Annotated in this window: 15 protein-coding genes; 8 read left to right on the forward strand and 7 right to left on the reverse strand. The window is 45.2% G+C overall.

The features are described 5' to 3' along the window. Positions 1 to 6: 6 nt before the first annotated feature. Positions 7 to 1,206, reverse strand: a complete 1,200-nt coding sequence (locus tag L5L77_RS03715) for a class I SAM-dependent methyltransferase (protein WP_263222076.1) — start codon at positions 1,204 to 1,206, stop codon at positions 7 to 9. A 514-nt stretch (positions 1,207 to 1,720) separates the two neighbouring features. Continuing rightward, positions 1,721 to 2,830: a DUF3800 domain-containing protein gene (locus L5L77_RS03720; protein ID WP_263222078.1), complete on the reverse strand. Its 1,110-nt coding sequence runs from the start codon at positions 2,828 to 2,830 to the stop codon at positions 1,721 to 1,723. 447 nt (positions 2,831 to 3,277) lie between these two features. Here L5L77_RS03720 and uvrD point away from each other — a divergent pair, with 447 nt between their 5' ends. Together uvrD and ubiA are read left to right on the forward strand one after the other, a co-directional pair. Next, positions 3,278 to 5,446 (forward strand): DNA helicase II, encoded by a 2,169-nt coding sequence (gene uvrD / locus L5L77_RS03725; protein ID WP_263222080.1) that lies wholly within the window; start codon positions 3,278 to 3,280, stop codon positions 5,444 to 5,446. 138 nt (positions 5,447 to 5,584) lie between these two features. Then, complete coding sequence (gene ubiA, locus L5L77_RS03730; RefSeq protein ID WP_105250362.1) at positions 5,585 to 6,445, forward strand: 4-hydroxybenzoate octaprenyltransferase; 861 nt, start codon at positions 5,585 to 5,587, stop codon at positions 6,443 to 6,445. 6 nt (positions 6,446 to 6,451) lie between these two features. On the opposite strand, the gene torT is transcribed toward ubiA, so the two are convergent. Then, complete coding sequence (torT, locus tag L5L77_RS03735) at positions 6,452 to 7,525, reverse strand: TMAO reductase system periplasmic protein TorT (RefSeq protein WP_263222082.1); 1,074 nt, start codon at positions 7,523 to 7,525, stop codon at positions 6,452 to 6,454. Between the two features lie 333 nt (positions 7,526 to 7,858). Between torT and L5L77_RS03740 the strand changes: the two genes are divergently transcribed. The 4 genes from L5L77_RS03740 to L5L77_RS03755 all read left to right on the forward strand — a co-directional run bounded on the left by L5L77_RS03740 (position 7,859) and on the right by L5L77_RS03755 (position 11,885). Then, complete coding sequence (locus tag L5L77_RS03740; RefSeq protein WP_263222084.1) at positions 7,859 to 8,254, forward strand: VOC family protein; 396 nt, start codon at positions 7,859 to 7,861, stop codon at positions 8,252 to 8,254. 34 nt (positions 8,255 to 8,288) lie between these two features. Further along, positions 8,289 to 9,338 (forward strand): NAD(P)H-dependent flavin oxidoreductase, encoded by a 1,050-nt coding sequence (locus L5L77_RS03745; RefSeq protein WP_263222085.1) that lies wholly within the window; start codon positions 8,289 to 8,291, stop codon positions 9,336 to 9,338. A 132-nt stretch (positions 9,339 to 9,470) separates the two neighbouring features. After that, positions 9,471 to 10,649: a hypothetical protein gene (locus tag L5L77_RS03750; protein WP_263222088.1), complete on the forward strand. Its 1,179-nt coding sequence runs from the start codon at positions 9,471 to 9,473 to the stop codon at positions 10,647 to 10,649. A gap of 153 nt (positions 10,650 to 10,802) precedes the next feature. Continuing rightward, positions 10,803 to 11,885: an AI-2E family transporter gene (locus L5L77_RS03755; RefSeq protein WP_263192861.1), complete on the forward strand. Its 1,083-nt coding sequence runs from the start codon at positions 10,803 to 10,805 to the stop codon at positions 11,883 to 11,885. Positions 11,886 to 11,896: 11 nt separating this feature from the next. Here L5L77_RS03755 and L5L77_RS03760 read toward each other — a convergent pair whose 3' ends face one another. Further along, complete coding sequence (locus L5L77_RS03760) at positions 11,897 to 12,184, reverse strand: helix-hairpin-helix domain-containing protein (RefSeq protein ID WP_263222091.1); 288 nt, start codon at positions 12,182 to 12,184, stop codon at positions 11,897 to 11,899. Between the two features lie 129 nt (positions 12,185 to 12,313). Then, positions 12,314 to 12,937: a hypothetical protein gene (locus tag L5L77_RS03765; RefSeq protein WP_263222093.1), complete on the reverse strand. Its 624-nt coding sequence runs from the start codon at positions 12,935 to 12,937 to the stop codon at positions 12,314 to 12,316. 158 nt (positions 12,938 to 13,095) lie between these two features. On the opposite strand from L5L77_RS03765, the gene L5L77_RS03770 reads away from it, so the two are divergent. Both L5L77_RS03770 and L5L77_RS03775 read left to right on the forward strand, forming a co-directional pair. Next, on the forward strand, positions 13,096 to 13,614 hold the full coding sequence (locus tag L5L77_RS03770) for a DUF2975 domain-containing protein (RefSeq protein ID WP_173247795.1): 519 nt from the start codon (positions 13,096 to 13,098) through the stop codon (positions 13,612 to 13,614). Between the two features lie 2 nt (positions 13,615 to 13,616). After that, positions 13,617 to 13,835, forward strand: coding sequence for a helix-turn-helix domain-containing protein (locus L5L77_RS03775; protein WP_063883682.1), 219 nt, complete (start codon positions 13,617 to 13,619; stop codon positions 13,833 to 13,835). A 73-nt stretch (positions 13,836 to 13,908) separates the two neighbouring features. Here the strand turns inward: L5L77_RS03775 and L5L77_RS03780 are convergent, their stop codons facing one another. Further along, complete coding sequence (locus tag L5L77_RS03780) at positions 13,909 to 14,487, reverse strand: nucleoside triphosphate pyrophosphohydrolase family protein (RefSeq protein WP_105250355.1); 579 nt, start codon at positions 14,485 to 14,487, stop codon at positions 13,909 to 13,911. Positions 14,488 to 14,661: 174 nt separating this feature from the next. After that, positions 14,662 to 15,246, reverse strand: coding sequence for a TlpA family protein disulfide reductase (locus tag L5L77_RS03785; RefSeq protein WP_263192864.1), 585 nt, complete (start codon positions 15,244 to 15,246; stop codon positions 14,662 to 14,664). Positions 15,247 to 15,255 lie beyond the last annotated feature (9 nt).

Below are 15,255 nucleotides of genomic sequence, written 5' to 3' on the forward strand. Positions count from 1 at the left end.
CGGCCGTTAATCGGCTTGGGTTTGCGTGAGTAAGGTTTCTAAGCAGTGTTCCTTGATACCGTAATAGGCTTTAATGTCAGCAATTTGCGCGAGGATTGCGGCGCTGTCTTTCTGATTATGTTGTGGCTTTTTAACGGCCAAAATCATCTTATTCTTATTGGTATGTTCTAGGCTGATAAATTCAAACACCTTAGTCGCATAACCGTTGGCTTCCAAAAATAGCGCACGTAATGAATCCGTCACCATTTCAGCCTGTTGGCCCATGTGCACCCCATATTGCAGCATAGGTTTAAACAATTCTGGGCTGTGCATCTGCGGTCGAATTTGTTTATGGCAGCAAGGTGAACACATGATGATGTCGGCATTGGCGCGAATGCCATAATGAATTGCATAGTCAGTGGCGATATCGCAGGCATGCAGCGCGATCATCACATCGGTTTGCTTAGGTGCATGGGTTCTCACATCGCCGCAGACAAACGACAATCCTTGATGATCCAGCGTTGCCGCCGTTTCATTACATAAATCGGCCAAGGCTTGGCGTAATTCCACCCCAGTTACCTGCGCATCATTGTGAAGGCTGTGGCGCAGGTAATCATGGATTGCAAAGGTGAGATAGCCTTTGCCAGAGCCAAAATCGACCACATTGATCGGTTGGTCATTCTTGTGGGGTGAGGCTTCGAGTGCTTGGCTGAAAACCTCAATAAATTTATTGATTTGCTTCCATTTACGCGACATCGCAGGGATAAGATTATGTTGGCTGTCCGTCACCCCTAGCTTGGTCAGGAAGGGACGTTCGATATCCACAAAACGCTTTTTCTCACGGTCATGTTCTAAGGGCGCCGCGACGGCTTGTTTAACGTTATGTGTGCTGATTTGGACTTTGCCTTTTTTGCTGATCTCAAGCTGAACTTCTGCCTGCGCCGTAGCTAAGTGGGCGCTCTTAAAATCGCTACCGAGTAACAGTTTTATGCTAGCTAACCCTTCGTCATAACTCAGGTTTTTAGTGATGTGATTCGTCTGGTGCTGATACACAAACGACAGCATAGGTTCATTCTGCAAACTGATCGGCCGAATCGTAATGCGCTGCAGGCTTTTATCTGCACCTCGGTACTTACTCAACAATAGTTTGATCAGACTATTCTTCGCCAAGCTGTCAGCCAAAAGCTGGTAAAAATCATCAAAAGAATTAAGCGCTGAATGGGACATTATTGTTTCCGAAAAAGTAACCAAGAAAAACAGGGTGAGTATTCTAACCGCGATCCGCCGCTACCTAAAGTTATTCTCACCGAGAAGGGGGGTTGGGGCTGCACTTCAATATCCTGCTATCTATTGCAGGTAGCCGTGTTAAGCACAGCTACTCCTGTTACAGTCCCAACTCTTGTTTGAATTATTTAATCAAAGTCAACGTCGTGGGGCTTCACCCCACACCCGACCAAGGAGGACTGCTCGTCCTATCCTCCTTGGATGCTCCATGACGCCCCCAACGGAGTTGAAAGCCCCTTGTGCTCATTGCCAAATTTGCTATCGCTTCCGAAGGATGCGTCCTTGCACCTGCGAAAGCTAGCTCGCCATCCATGGCGAGACTCACGCAATTTGTCTATTCGCCCTGCGGCAACTCCGAGGGGATGCGTATTCCGTCGATTTTTGAGTTGTCTGATTGGTCACTTAAAGCATTAAAGAGTTGTGGATGTTCTGTTTCACCATATTATGTGTTTTAGATCTATAGATTATGTTTTCTGAAAATGATTTGTTGTTTAGATTGTGGAATTACGAAGTTTACTCCTTGGGAGCGAATATTGTTATAGTTTGAGACTATTCTAGAAAATGATTCATGATATATGCTTGGGATTTCTGAATTTTTATATAACCAGCCATTTATATATCTGCTCATGAAGCCAGCTATAAGATCAGCGATTTGTATGCCCACATGCGACTTGGAATCTAAAAAGTCTAAATTTGCCTTTTTTGTAAAATCATAATCAGAGTTAAATACTGGAGGGCCATTGTAAGGTGTTGTTTTTTGTTCAATGATATTTTTAGAGTATAAAATTATACTTTCGAATTCATTTTGTAAATCATGATGGAGATTTACTTCGTTAATATTCTTGTTGTGAAGTTGATTTAGCCTAGCTAGAATATTAAAAACTGAATGTACATGGGGTAATATATTAATTTTCTGACCAGTTTTTGTTTTCTCGGGTATAGGTGAAAACTTCTCTATAGCAACGGTCTCGCCATATTTTTCTTTGGCTTCAAAATAGTCATCAATGGTTAAATTTATCGATTTTACCGTTAATTCTGCAAAATCTAATTCAGGTACTTTTTGAGAAAAAAAGTCTCGTGTTGTCTCCAAGGCAGCTATGATGCTAGTCTCGGATGGCTGGTTGCAAGCTGAAAAAAAAGCCAAGAAACACTCATCGGGCAAGTGATGTGTTATGTAGTCAGCGATACCATTTCTTATCAATTGTGCCATCCCATTCGACTCATCAGCCATGAGAGGGATGATATAGTAATTAACAATATGTGTTGCAAGGCAATATTTTTTATCAACAAGCTCAACTAGTATTGGATACTGTTTTTCATTTAAGTAAGCAAAGATGTCAGAGAATAGTTCTGGGCACTGAAAATATAGTGTTGATGACTTTAATTCGACATCGGAAATAGAATGTTTAATTCTTATATCAATAATGTCACTTTTTGTTTTTTCTACATCAAGTAGGCCGACACAAGCTAAAGTAAAAATTGGCTGATTTCCAAAATTGAGATCTAATTTTTTATTAATGAGATCACCAGAATTTCCACTTTCATCAAGATAATAATGATAATTCATGCCTATCCTTACACATAATGTCTTAGTATTTATGCGCAGCGCTGTTTGCAGGGCATAAATCGCTTGTTGGACTTGGTCGCTGCCACATCCATGTCAATTGGTATAAATGATGCTATAGGAATCTGCTATTTTGCGGTAGCGGTTTTTTATACAGTTTGATGGATAATCACTTGATATCGTTTTAGCTTTATCATCCTTTGCTGGCTAGCAGAGATACGCAAAGGTTAATAGGATTAAGCACTGTCATGGAAGTGACCGTTGACGGCATGGATGCCGTCGTCGAGCCCTCAGGGATGAGTTAATGGCGAGTCACTGGAATGACAGTGCTTAATCAATTTAGTCATTACAACATAAGTGCAAATCAAGGTGTGGCTCTTGTCTTGTGGATCAAACGCGCAGGCGGGTTTTCTTCTGTTATAATGCCTCCTCGATTTTTTGGAGGCGAGAATGGACGTATCTTCTTTACTAGACGGCCTGAATGACAAGCAGCGCGAGGCTGTCGCGGCACCGCAATCTAGCATGTTAGTGTTGGCGGGCGCAGGCAGTGGTAAAACTCGGGTGTTGACCCACCGCATTGCGTGGCTGATGCAGGTTGAACAGCAGAGTCCTTACTCGATTCTTGCGGTGACATTTACCAATAAAGCTGCGGCTGAGATGCGCGAGCGAGTTGAAAAAGTCGCTGGCACCAATATGGGCCGCATGTGGATTGGCACTTTCCATGGCTTGGCGCATCGCTTGTTGCGCACTCACTTCCAAGATGCGGGTTTACCGCAAAGCTTCCAAATCCTCGATTCTGACGATCAAGTGCGTTTGATCAAACGTATTCTTAAAAGCTTGAATTTGGATGAGAAACAATATCCTCCACGCCAAGCTCAGGGTTATATCAATGGTAAAAAAGACCAAGGATTACGCCCTAAGCATATCGATGCGGGCGGTTTTCCGCTTGAGCAGAATCTGCTAAAAATCTATCAGGTTTATCAAGAGTCTTGTGACCGCGCTGGTTTAGTCGATTTTGCCGAAATCCTATTACGTGCCCATGAGTTATGGCTCAATAAGCCGCACTTGTTGGCCCATTATCAAGACAGATTTAAGCATATTTTGGTGGACGAGTTCCAAGATACCAATGCCATCCAATATGCGTGGATCCGCGTGCTTGCCGGTCAAACCGCCAATGTGATGATAGTGGGTGATGACGACCAATCGATTTACGGCTGGCGTGGTGCTCAGGTTGAAAACCTGCATCGCTTCCTTCAGGATTTTCCTACCGCAACCACGATTCGCCTCGAGCAAAACTATCGTTCTAAGGGGAATATTCTTAAAGCTTCCAACGCCTTAATCGCCAATAACCCAGAGCGTATGGGTAAAGAGTTGTGGACGGATGAAGCCGATGGCGATCCGATTTCGCTTTATTGCGCCTTTAATGAAATGGACGAGGCGCGCTTTATAGTCGGTCGAATTAATGATTGGCACGAAAAGGGCGGCAACCTCAGTGATTGTGCGATTTTATATCGTTCTAACGCTCAATCGCGGGTATTGGAAGAAGCCTTATTACACAAAGGCTTAGCCTATCGCATTTACGGCGGTTTACGCTTCTTCGAACGCCAAGAAATTAAAGATGCCATGGGTTACCTGCGGCTGATTAATAACAAAGACGACGATGCGGCGTTTGAGCGTGTAGTTAACACGCCGCCCCGTGGCATTGGCGATCGCACTTTGGATATTTTGCGCTCCACGGCGCGCCAGCATGAATTAACCCTGTGGCAGGCGAGTGTGCGTTTGCTCGACGAGAAAGTGCTTGCGGGCCGCGCGGCAAATTCTGTGCGTGGTTTCATGGACTTAATCATGACACTGCGTGAAGACACTCAAGATATGGTGCTGTATCGCATGGCCGATACTGTGATCCAAGCCTCGGGCCTTAAGGCTATGTATGAAGCCGAAAAGGGTGAAAAAGCCCACGCTAGAATCGAAAACTTAGAAGAACTCGTCACGGCGGCGCGTACTTTTGAGCTGCCAGAAGAGCTGGAGGATATGGGAGAACTTAACGGTTTCCTATCCCACGCGGCGCTCGAAGCAGGCGAAGGCCAAGCCGATGCCTTTACCGATGCGGTGCAGCTAATGACGCTGCATTCTGCCAAAGGGTTAGAGTTCACTATGGTGTTCATGGCGGGTGTCGAAGAAGGGATCTTCCCGAGTAAAATGGCGCTCGAAGAGGGCGATAGACTCGATGAAGAACGCCGTCTCTGCTATGTGGGCATGACCCGTGCCATGGAAAAACTCTACATAACCTATGCGGAATCGCGGCGCATTTATGGCCGCGAAGATTACGCTCGGCCGTCGCGTTTTATCAAAGAGATCCCGCCGCAATATGTGGATGAAATCCGTCTTAAGGCGCAGGTTTCAACGCCGATGGCGAATAATCGTTTTAGCGCCCCAAAATCGGCTGCGACAAACGATACAGGCTTTAACGTCGGCCAACGAGTCAATCACCCTAAATTTGGTGAAGGTAAAGTGACCAACTTTGAGGGCAGCGGTGCCCAAGGGCGAGTACAAGTGAGCTTTACTGACTTTGGCAGCAAGTGGTTAGTGGTGGCTTACGCTCGGTTAGAGGCGCTTTAATACCAGCCCTGAACGCGATGAATGTCAGCTTTTTATGACACGCTTTCAGGGCGTAAATTCGCATCGGGAGAAGCATGGGTATATGATGCTAATCCTGAAACCGAGTGGAAACTTGAGGGTATTGGGAGTACCTAGTTAATGAATTTAAAGCAGAAGTGGGATGTGTATTCCCGTCTTACTCGAATCGACCGTCCCATAGGTACGCTATTGCTGATGTGGCCATGCTTGATGGCGCTGATGTTAGCGGCGGGTGGTATGCCCGATCTTAAGGTATTGATCATCTTTATTATTGGCGTGGTAATCATGCGTGCCTGTGGCTGCATTATTAACGACTATGCCGATCGCGATCTCGACTCTTTTGTGGAACGCACTAAATCTCGGCCGCTGGCCAGTGGCGAAATCAGCACTAAAGAAGCCTTGATACTGTTCGTCATTTTAGGTTTATCTGCTTTTGGTTTGGTCTTATTACTCAATGGATTAGTGGTTAAATTATCCGTTGTTGGTATTATCCTCACTATCATTTATCCCTTCACTAAACGCATCACCAATATGCCGCAGATGTTTCTAGGCGTGGTGTGGAGTTGGTCTATCCCTATGGCTTACGCCGCGCAGACGGGTGAAGTACCCATCGAGGCTTGGTGGTTATTTGCGGCCAATTGGTTTTGGACTGTCGCCTACGATACCATGTATGCCATGGTCGATAGGGATGATGATTTAAAGGTGGGCATTAAATCTACTGCAATTTTGTTCGGTAAATATGACCGCCAAATCATAGGTTTATTTCAGCTTGCTGCGCTGGCTTGTTTTATCGCCGCCGGTTGGAGCGCCGATCGTGGTTTACTCTATGGCCTAGGTTTACTGACTTTTGTCGGTTTTAGTACTTACCAGCAAATGCTGATCTTTGATCGCGAACGAGCCCCTTGTTTTAAAGCGTTTCTCAATAACAATTGGGCAGGACTCGCATTATTTGTTGGGCTGGGCGCCGATTATTTAGTTTAGTGAACATCATTTTGGCTGAGGAAGATCCTGATGGATCATCCACTGATTCTGTGGCGCTAATATTTGTTCTAAATCAATCTGGTGGATGTTGTCTTGGGAGATGACCTTGATAACTGGGCTCACTCTGTGGGGATAAGGCGCACCTTCGAGTGCGCGTATTGCGAGATCGATGGCAATTCGAGCCTGCAATACTGGCGAGTCGCTGACCGTCGCGAGTAACTGTTTTTTCTGCACTAATTCTATGGTCTGTGCATTCGAGTAGAATGCGATGACTTTTCCCGTTTTATTCCTACGTCCGTCTAAATAGCGCGCCGCGAAAGTGGCGGCAACTGCATTGGCGATCACATAATCTACACTTTGTTTAGTAAGCACTTTTCGCACTAAATCAGCTTGAATAAATAACTCCGTAGTGCCAAACCCTCCTTCAATTGTGTCGAACTCTTGTTTGGTTGCCGCCCGCCTAAATCCTTGTTCCGCCGCCATAACCCAAGAAGCGTCCTTAGGCCCTGGAAACCAAGCAACTTTAAGTTTCGCAGGCGCTTTATCGACAGGGTCTCGTTGCTGCGATGCAATATACTCAATCGCTGCCGCAGACATATCTTCAAAGCTGACTAAGGAGCGACTCGTGAGTTTGTCGGTCGCGATACCATTGACTAAATCGATAACCGGAATGCCCGCAGCGCTGAGCTGTTCAATGTCCGCAATCAGTCCGTCAGCGGTATTGGCAGCAATAATATAAGCTTGAGCCTTGAGTGCATAACAATCATGGAGTTGCTGTCTTTGCTGCTCAATCTTGTCATATCCACCAGCATCATAAATGCCAAGCGTTACGCCTTGGCGCTCGGCTTCTTGTGATAATCCAAAGGCGACGCCCCACCAATATTGATCTTTCCCGTGGGGAAGTAAGGCACAGATCCGCCATGCTTTATTGGCCTTAGTGAGTGGCGTGTAGAGGGTCTTTTGACCGTCGGCAATGACATCGGCGGGATACCAAGCTGCCTGCACTGCAAAGACGAAACTACTGAGGATTAAGAGGAGGCAAATCCTGAGGTAACGGGCGAAGAATGCAGTCAAGTGCATAGGCTCATGATGTTAAGTGAACAGTGAACTAAGCATAGAACAAGGATCCGTAGTTGCTTAATCATAGTTAAATAAAGCTAATTTATTGTTTAATAACAAGCGTAAAGCAGTACTGTTATGGTTTGGTCGCAAAGATACAACATGACTTAAACGCCATGGGGCAATGCATCTGCAGGCTTTACGCTTTGGCTAGTTCACTAAATGCTTAAGTTTACATTTCACGTTGAAGGCTTAATGGCCACTGCTGGTTTTCGCCATAGTGCTTAGTCTATAGTCATTGGCTAATAGTGGTTTTTTATGATCAACATCATGCTTGGGTAACAAGGAGTCGTTATGTTTATTCCGCCAGGATTTGCACGGGTTAGCCCGTATATGATTATCAACAATGCCGATAGTTTAGTAGCCTTTATGCAAAAAGCCTTTGATGCTAAAGCGCTACATATTTCCCATCGATTGGATGGCAAAATAGCCAATGCGCAGATGCAAATCGGCGACTGCCTATTTATGTTAAGCGAGGCGAGTGAAGCGTTTCCGCCAATGCCAGCATCCTACTATTTGTATGTGGCAGATGCCGATAAATCGGTAGCTCAGGCGCTTGCTGCTGCGGGCGAGTTAATCATGGCAGTGGCGGATAAACCCTATGGCGATCGCCAAGGTGGAGTGCGGGATCCCGTGGGTAATCTGTGGTGGATCTCCCAGCGTTTAGCCGAAGGGCCATATCAGGATTGATCGTCAAGTGATAACCAGTCAAAGGAGGTGATGTATGCCGTGCCAGTTAACCCGATTATTTGGAATCGAATTGCCAATTATTCAAGCGCCTATGGCGGGTGTTCAGGGCAGTGCCTTAGCGATAGCCGTGTCTCAAGCCGGTGCGTTGGGATCTTTGCCCTGCGCCATGTTATCCCTTGAAGCATTAGATGCCGCGTTGACACAGATCCGCGCCCAAACGACTAAGCCCATCAATGTAAACTTCTTTTGTCATCACGAGCCCGAACCGCAAGCGGCGAAACAAGCTGCATGGCTCAAGCAACTCGCGCCTTATTTTGCTGAGCTGGGTATCCATCCTGATACCCAAGCTGCGGGAGCACAACGCGCGCCCTACACGAGTGCTCAGGCTGAAGTGTTAGCTAAATTCAAACCTGAGGTGGTGAGTTTTCACTTTGGTTTACCTAATGAAGACTTGTTGTTGGAGATAAAATCTTGGGGATCTAAGATCATCTCGACGGCGACCACAGTGGAAGAGGCGCTCTGGTTAGAAGCGCGTGGTGTAGATGCTATTATTGCGCAGGGCTTAGAAGCTGGCGGCCATAGAGGACATTTCTTATCCGATGATTTGACTGAGCAGCTCGGCACTTTTAGTTTATTGCCGCAAATCATTGCTGCCGTTGATGTGCCCGTTATCGCAGCGGGTGGCATAGTCGATGCCAAAACCGTGCGCGCCGCCATGGCGATGGGCGCTTCGGCGGTGCAAGTGGGGACGGCCTATTTACTTTGCCCTGAATGCACCACCAGTGAGATCCATCGCGCCGCACTGCAAAGCGAGGCGGCGCAACATACGGCTTTGACTAACTTATTTTCCGGTCGCCCCGCCCGTGGCATAGTGAACCGTTTTATGGTTGAACTTGGACCTATCAATAACGCAGTACCGGATTTTCCGCTCGCCTCCAGTGCCATCGCAGGATTGCGAAGCGCCGCCGAGCAACAAGGATTTGGCGATTTTAGCCCACTTTGGTGCGGCCAAAATGCAACCGGCTGTCAGGCGATTCCCGCCGCAGAGCTCACCAAGCAATTGGCGTTAGGCTTGATGGTCTAATGATCAGTTTGAGCGTTTTTAAGCCAGCATTGTATTCATGGTTTTATCCATCATGTTATTGATAAGCCAAGCTACTTTTTTGGGTTTTTACTATCGCATAGGCTTGGCTAGATCAACTGACAAGGATGTTAAATGCTAAAAATTCGACTAAGACGCCCAGCTAAATATCGAATTTATTTTCTCATTTTGATGATTATTGTGTATTGGCTTGGGTTTAATTTACTGCCAGAACAGTTAACGCAAACAAGTGAGCAGTTGTCTTTGGCTGTCGTCAGTGCACTATATTTTGTGTTGTTACCTCTGCTTTATTGGTATTGGATTATCAAAATTGGTGCGCAAAAAAGCTGGAAAATATTAGTCATTCTCAGTTTGAGCAGCCTCATGGCTCGCCTCAGCTACCCTCCTCAAATTGCAGAGTATTTCGAGTTTATCGCTTGGTTACGTTTCCCTATTATCACGGTATTACTGCTCATCGAATTGTACTTGATGGTGAGCATTATTAAGGGATTGTGGCAGGCGAGGAAGGCTTCAGGCGATCCAAGATTAGCGATCATTGCTCAATATGCTGCCACTGTGGAGCAAGAGCTGGGTAATGGGGCAAATGAACTTAGAACGCTTAATATTGAGGGCGCATCAAACACTGATTTGCCAAAGAATCAAATGCCTGACGATAAGAAGCTGACCTTAGGTTTAATACTCGCTACCGAACCCGCGAGTTGGTATTACGCTATCCCTTATTTTTCCCGTCGCCACCCAGCATCGATCACACCGCTTAAGTTACTGAGTGCCCAACCTTGGCATGCTTTAGTCATCATAATGTGTTTAATCGTGGCCTCCACACTGAGTTACATACTACTCGATTATGTGAGTCATATTGTTGCCGTATTCGTTTCTGGTTTGATCTTATATTCAGTGGTATTAATCGCAGCCAATTACCGAATCAGTCGTTATTACTCCCTGTATCAAAGGGAAGGTAAGCTCATTATCAATAATGGTATCTGGGGTTTTATGTCGATCGATTTAACCCAGATAAGTGAACTGAAATTGGGAACATTTTTGACTCATGTACAGCCACAGCAAATGGGGGGGAAATCGGTAGGTGATTCAACTGCAATCAATGCAACAGAAATATTGACGATAGGCCGCGGTGATACCGCGAATGTGCAGCTGATTTTTAAGCGGCCCCAAACTTATTATGGCGGCATGGGACAATTGCCTGAGCCGTTAACTGTGATCAATTTAGTAGTGGATGAACCCCAAGTGTTAGCTGATGCATTGGGCATACTCCAAAATTACAAAAAAGTTTCTTAGAATAGATTTATAACCATGAAATCATATGCTAATTAGATGATTTATCGACCAATCTGAGTTAGTCTGCTTAGCGTTTATAAGAGTGTATTTGCGCGCTCAATGTGGCGTATAGCCTATTGTTTATTCATCTAAGTTTTTGGGAGCCGTACCACTATGACGCCGATTTTCAGTAATGCCGCTATTGGCCGTAGTTTGTTGGTTTTGCTCTTGTGTGCTGGCGTATTCTTTTTTATCGATTTTTTAGTGCCCGCCTTAGCTGCATTGATTGTGTGTTTTTCAAGTTGGCCTCTCTATCAAAAACTATTGGTAAAATGCGGTGGTCGCTCGGCGTTGGCAGCAACCATTGCCCTATGTTGTATTGTGCTCGGGCTGATTATTCCGCTGGTGTTTGTATTTTCCTATGCGTTACAAGAGATTAGAACTTGGGTTGATTGGTTGGTGTTTACTAACCAACACGGTTCGCCCGTGCCCTTGTGGATCAAAGATTTACCTTGGATGGGTGAATGGTTAACCCTGCAATGGCAGCAGTTTATTGGTGAACCCCATGAATTAGGCCAAATTATCAGTGCCATTAGTGGCCAGAATTTGAGTGGCATTTCCCGTTGGGTGCTGCAATTGGGTTGGAATACTTTAGGGTTGTTATTGACCTTACTTTTTATGCTGATCACTTTGTTTTTCCTGTATAAAGATGGTCCGCAAGTGGCTAAACAGTTGGATATCGTGGGTGAGCGAGTGTTGCCTGCTCGCTGGCATAGTTTTTCCCGTGTGGTGCCTGCAACAGTCAGTTCTACCGTGATAGGTATGACGCTTATCGCAATTGGTGAGGGCATAGTGCTGGGGATTGCCTATTGGATTGCGGGAGTACCTTCGGCCGTGGCTTTTGGGGTGTTAACCGCCTTTATGGCCTTGGTTCCCGGGGGGGCGCCAACCATGTTTACCTTGATTTCACTCTATCTTGTCGGCACTGGCGATATGACGGCGGGGGTCGGCTTGTTTCTTTGGGGCAGCATAGAGTTGTTTATTGTCGATAAAACCTTAAGGCCTAATCTTGTCGGTGGGCCGATTAAATTGCCTTTCTTACCGACTTTTTTCGGTCTGATCGGCGGCGTAAAAACCATGGGTTTTGTCGGTTTGTTTGTTGGTCCAGTATTGATGGCCCTGCTGGTGGCCATTTGGCGGGAATGGTTAAGGGAAGAGCCCGAAACGATACCATTGGATAAACAGGCAGATAGATAGTCGCTAAAGCTTCATTTCTCTAAGGTATTTTTGCGCTCATCGGTGTAAAACCACCAAGGTTTAGGATCTTCACCTGCCATAAAACGGGTGATGGAGATAAACACATCGAGCATGCAGGGGTCGTGTCTCTGGCCCGTTTTGTCGCACAGCGTTTGATACAGCTCGTAGGGGTTTCTATCTAACAGCTGCTCAGGCCTATCTAGGCCAAGCAAACGTAAATCCGCTGCACAGGCTTTGCCAATATTGGGTAAATCAGTCAATTGCTTAACCTCGGCACGCACGACTTTTGCTGGATTCATTTTTATCTCTTGGGGTGTAGTCATACTTGATAGATTAGTCTATTCGCCCGCAGTTAACCGCGTTAGCCTGTTGAGATATTTCGCCTTCCTTGGCAAAATCGGTGTTGCACTTCTAACGCTTTATTAAGGTTACAGTTTTTCTATATCAACATTTAAGCTATTAAGATGTTCAAGCAAAGCTGGATTGACATTATTATCCACTTTTCCGCCTAAGTACTTACCAAAGAAACGTTCAGTCGCAATTATCGCGGCGAGCTTGTTGGCACGTTTGATAAATCCATGACCTTCATCTTTGGCGAGTAAGTATTCAACGGGTAACGATTTTTGGTACATCTTTTTCGCAATATTATCTGATTCAACTTGAGTCACTCGCGGATCATTTCCCCCTTTATCTTTCATAAAAAAGAGTTCGTTACTGTTTGATGACCATTCAAATTCTTTAATGGGTTCAATGGACTGCGTTAAGAGTGTCGCACTTGCAAGATCGCTTTTATCCGCCATTACATAAATATTGCTCGCACCTTGGTATTCCTTTGTGAAGGCTAACCATTTACCGTCGGCGGACATTTTTAAATGGTGAATATTTTGCTCATTGAAAAAATCTTCGATGGGAATGAGCGGCACTTGGGCTTGCTGGCTGTTAAGCCTATCCGTATTGGCTTTTTGCTCTGTGGTTGAGGTTGAACAGCTTGCGAGTAGCATAGCGGCAATAGCAGCACTGCATAACTGGCTTGTGAAGGAGGATAATCGCATTGTTGTAACCTTGAGTTGTTAGAAGTGACATCATGTTAATACGAAAATTAATTATCGTAAAACAATAAAATTATATTTCTTTGCAATATATTTTACCGGACGAGTATACTAGCCAAGGTTAAAGAGCACTGGGATTGGATTAAATTTAGGATTGAGTGATGAATAAAAACATAGAAAAGTTAATAAAAATCAGTGCATTTTTCCGGTGGGTGATTTTGTTAGCCGCTACGATTGTGGTGGTGTATCTGGGTTATAGCTACTTAGTCCATGATGAGATACGTTTTGGATCGAATAATGGATTGTTACAAGCGCTATGGGTATCGCCTGATGCGAGTCAAACCCTGTTGCTGTTAATGTTAAGTCCATTGTTTATCACGTTTTTACTGGGTGTTTATTGGCTGCAAAAATTATTAGCCTACTATCAAGACGGCTTGTTTTTTAGCGACGAAAGTATGCATTGTTATCTGTGGTTGGTTTGGCTTAAGGTTGCCGCCTTAGTGATAGAGATACTGCAAACCTTAGGCGTAGGTTACTATCACAAGTCGCTTTTTGAGGATACCCGTATCGACTTGGCGCTCGATTTTGGCAATATCACCACGATTTTATTGATGTTGCTGATTGTTTATTTGCTTAAAGCTGCCCGAGATTTTGAGGCAGAAAACAAAGAGTTTGTGTAATTTTGGACATTATCGTTAATTTAGACGTCATGATGGCGATACGGAAGGTGAGTTCTAAGGAGCTTGCCAAAGCGGTTGGCATTACCGAAGCGAATTTATCCCTGCTAAAACGTGGCAAGGTGAAAGGCGTGCGTTTTGAAACACTGGCGAGTATTTGTGAGTACCTGTCGTGCCAGCCTGGGGATATTTTAGAATATCGTAAGAGTGATACATCGGACTGAGTTCTGCCGTTTTAGCCTTGTTCAACACATCCTAGGACGCACTTAGTTAAGTGCTATCCTAGGCTTGCCGTGGTTAGGCTTTAACCAGTGTAGTCAGATCCGCTGGGCGATAGTAAACCGATTTTAGTACCTTACCTTGGCGAACCACTTTACCTGCCATTTCCACATCTTTAGCGCATTTGGCTATGATGAAATCACCTTGCTGACTACCGACAATTTCAACACCTTGCTTGGCATAGAAGGCAATGGTCTCGGCCAGTTCTTGCTCGTTACGGCACACTTTACTCATATTGCTCGAGTGGACTTCATCCCAGCAGCTAATAAAGTCGATTTCACGGTTTTGAGCCACGCAAAGCAACAAGTCAATCAGGTAACTGATTTCGAGTCTGTCCGTCATTGCTTGCGCGCCTAAGTGCACTAGACGGCCCATTAACACGTATACAGAATCGACTATGGCATCGGCCTGTTCGATACGGCTATCGGCTTCTGCAAGTTCAGTTAACTCCTCAATAATCAGTGAAGTATGTAAGGTATCGGCCTTGTCATCTAAAGAATCAACATCATTAACGGGCAAGTCGAAGGTGCTACGAAACTCACTGATATCACGATATAAGTGGTCATAAATAGGTTGAGTTAAGCGGGTGAGTTTCATCTGATTTGCCTTGAAATAAAGAGTTTGGCGGCAATTTTAAAGAAATGCGTCGCAGAATACAAAGATGGGGCAGAGATAAAAATACCCGCAGCCAAATAGGCGGCAGCGGGTTTCGGCAAATTTTGGCGGATGACCGAATGGAGAAATATATTGTGAGCCTGTGTTACTTGGTGATTATTGGCCGTATTTTGCAATCAGTTGATCAAGATAAGGGCCAACGTCTTTATCAGCCCAATCGAGATATCCCCGCACAAAACCGACAAGATTACCTTTAGCATCAAAAATATAACTGGCGGGTACGACATTCGCGGGAATGATTTGTTCTATGTTTTGCTCCGGGTCAAGCCAAGTGGCATAGCCGCTAAAGCCATGTTGGTTAAGAAAAGGGCGTACATCTTTAGATTCTTCATCGATAGAGATTGGAATGATGGCGATATTCTTCCCTTGATACTGCTGCTTAAGCTTTTGGAGTTCTGGAATTTCCCTTAAACAGGGTGCACACCAGGTTGCCCAAAGATTGACTAAAACCAATTTTCCTTGGTGCTGTTTTAGGGTTTGGGTTTGTCCTGATTCATCAATAAAGGGAACTTCTGGTACGCCGCGTGCGTGCTGCATTTCTATAAAACCAGTCATCACAAGGGGCTTAGGGAGGGGCTCTCCTGTACTGTAGAGTTTATTGTCTAGTGAGTGGGCTGAGCTGCTATTAGAAAACAGACCCAAACACGCGAGTAGAACAAAGGGAAAATAGTGTAATTTCATCTGGTTATC

The organism is Shewanella sp. SM29, assembly GCF_025654245.1.
Classification (GTDB): Bacteria; Pseudomonadota; Gammaproteobacteria; order Enterobacterales; family Shewanellaceae; genus Shewanella; species Shewanella oncorhynchi.

Bases quoted from the DNA above. Each gene is read 5' to 3' on its own strand.
- L5L77_RS03780 (WP_105250355.1), bottom strand. From the start codon at position 14,487: ATGAAACTCACCCGCTTAACTCAACCTATTTATGACCACTTATATCGT.
- L5L77_RS03745 (WP_263222085.1), top strand. From the start codon at position 8,289: ATGCCGTGCCAGTTAACCCGATTATTTGGAATCGAATTGCCAATTATT.
- L5L77_RS03715 (WP_263222076.1), bottom strand. From the start codon at position 1,206: ATGTCCCATTCAGCGCTTAATTCTTTTGATGATTTTTACCAGCTTTTG.
- uvrD (WP_263222080.1), top strand. From the start codon at position 3,278: ATGGACGTATCTTCTTTACTAGACGGCCTGAATGACAAGCAGCGCGAG.
- L5L77_RS03760 (WP_263222091.1), bottom strand. From the start codon at position 12,184: ATGAATCCAGCAAAAGTCGTGCGTGCCGAGGTTAAGCAATTGACTGAT.
- L5L77_RS03720 (WP_263222078.1), bottom strand. From the start codon at position 2,830: ATGAATTATCATTATTATCTTGATGAAAGTGGAAATTCTGGTGATCTC.
- L5L77_RS03785 (WP_263192864.1), bottom strand. From the start codon at position 15,246: ATGAAATTACACTATTTTCCCTTTGTTCTACTCGCGTGTTTGGGTCTG.
- L5L77_RS03740 (WP_263222084.1), top strand. From the start codon at position 7,859: ATGTTTATTCCGCCAGGATTTGCACGGGTTAGCCCGTATATGATTATC.
- L5L77_RS03755 (WP_263192861.1), top strand. From the start codon at position 10,803: ATGACGCCGATTTTCAGTAATGCCGCTATTGGCCGTAGTTTGTTGGTT.
- torT (WP_263222082.1), bottom strand. From the start codon at position 7,525: ATGCACTTGACTGCATTCTTCGCCCGTTACCTCAGGATTTGCCTCCTC.
- L5L77_RS03770 (WP_173247795.1), top strand. From the start codon at position 13,096: ATGAATAAAAACATAGAAAAGTTAATAAAAATCAGTGCATTTTTCCGG.
- L5L77_RS03750 (WP_263222088.1), top strand. From the start codon at position 9,471: ATGCTAAAAATTCGACTAAGACGCCCAGCTAAATATCGAATTTATTTT.
- L5L77_RS03765 (WP_263222093.1), bottom strand. From the start codon at position 12,937: ATGCGATTATCCTCCTTCACAAGCCAGTTATGCAGTGCTGCTATTGCC.
- ubiA (WP_105250362.1), top strand. From the start codon at position 5,585: ATGAATTTAAAGCAGAAGTGGGATGTGTATTCCCGTCTTACTCGAATC.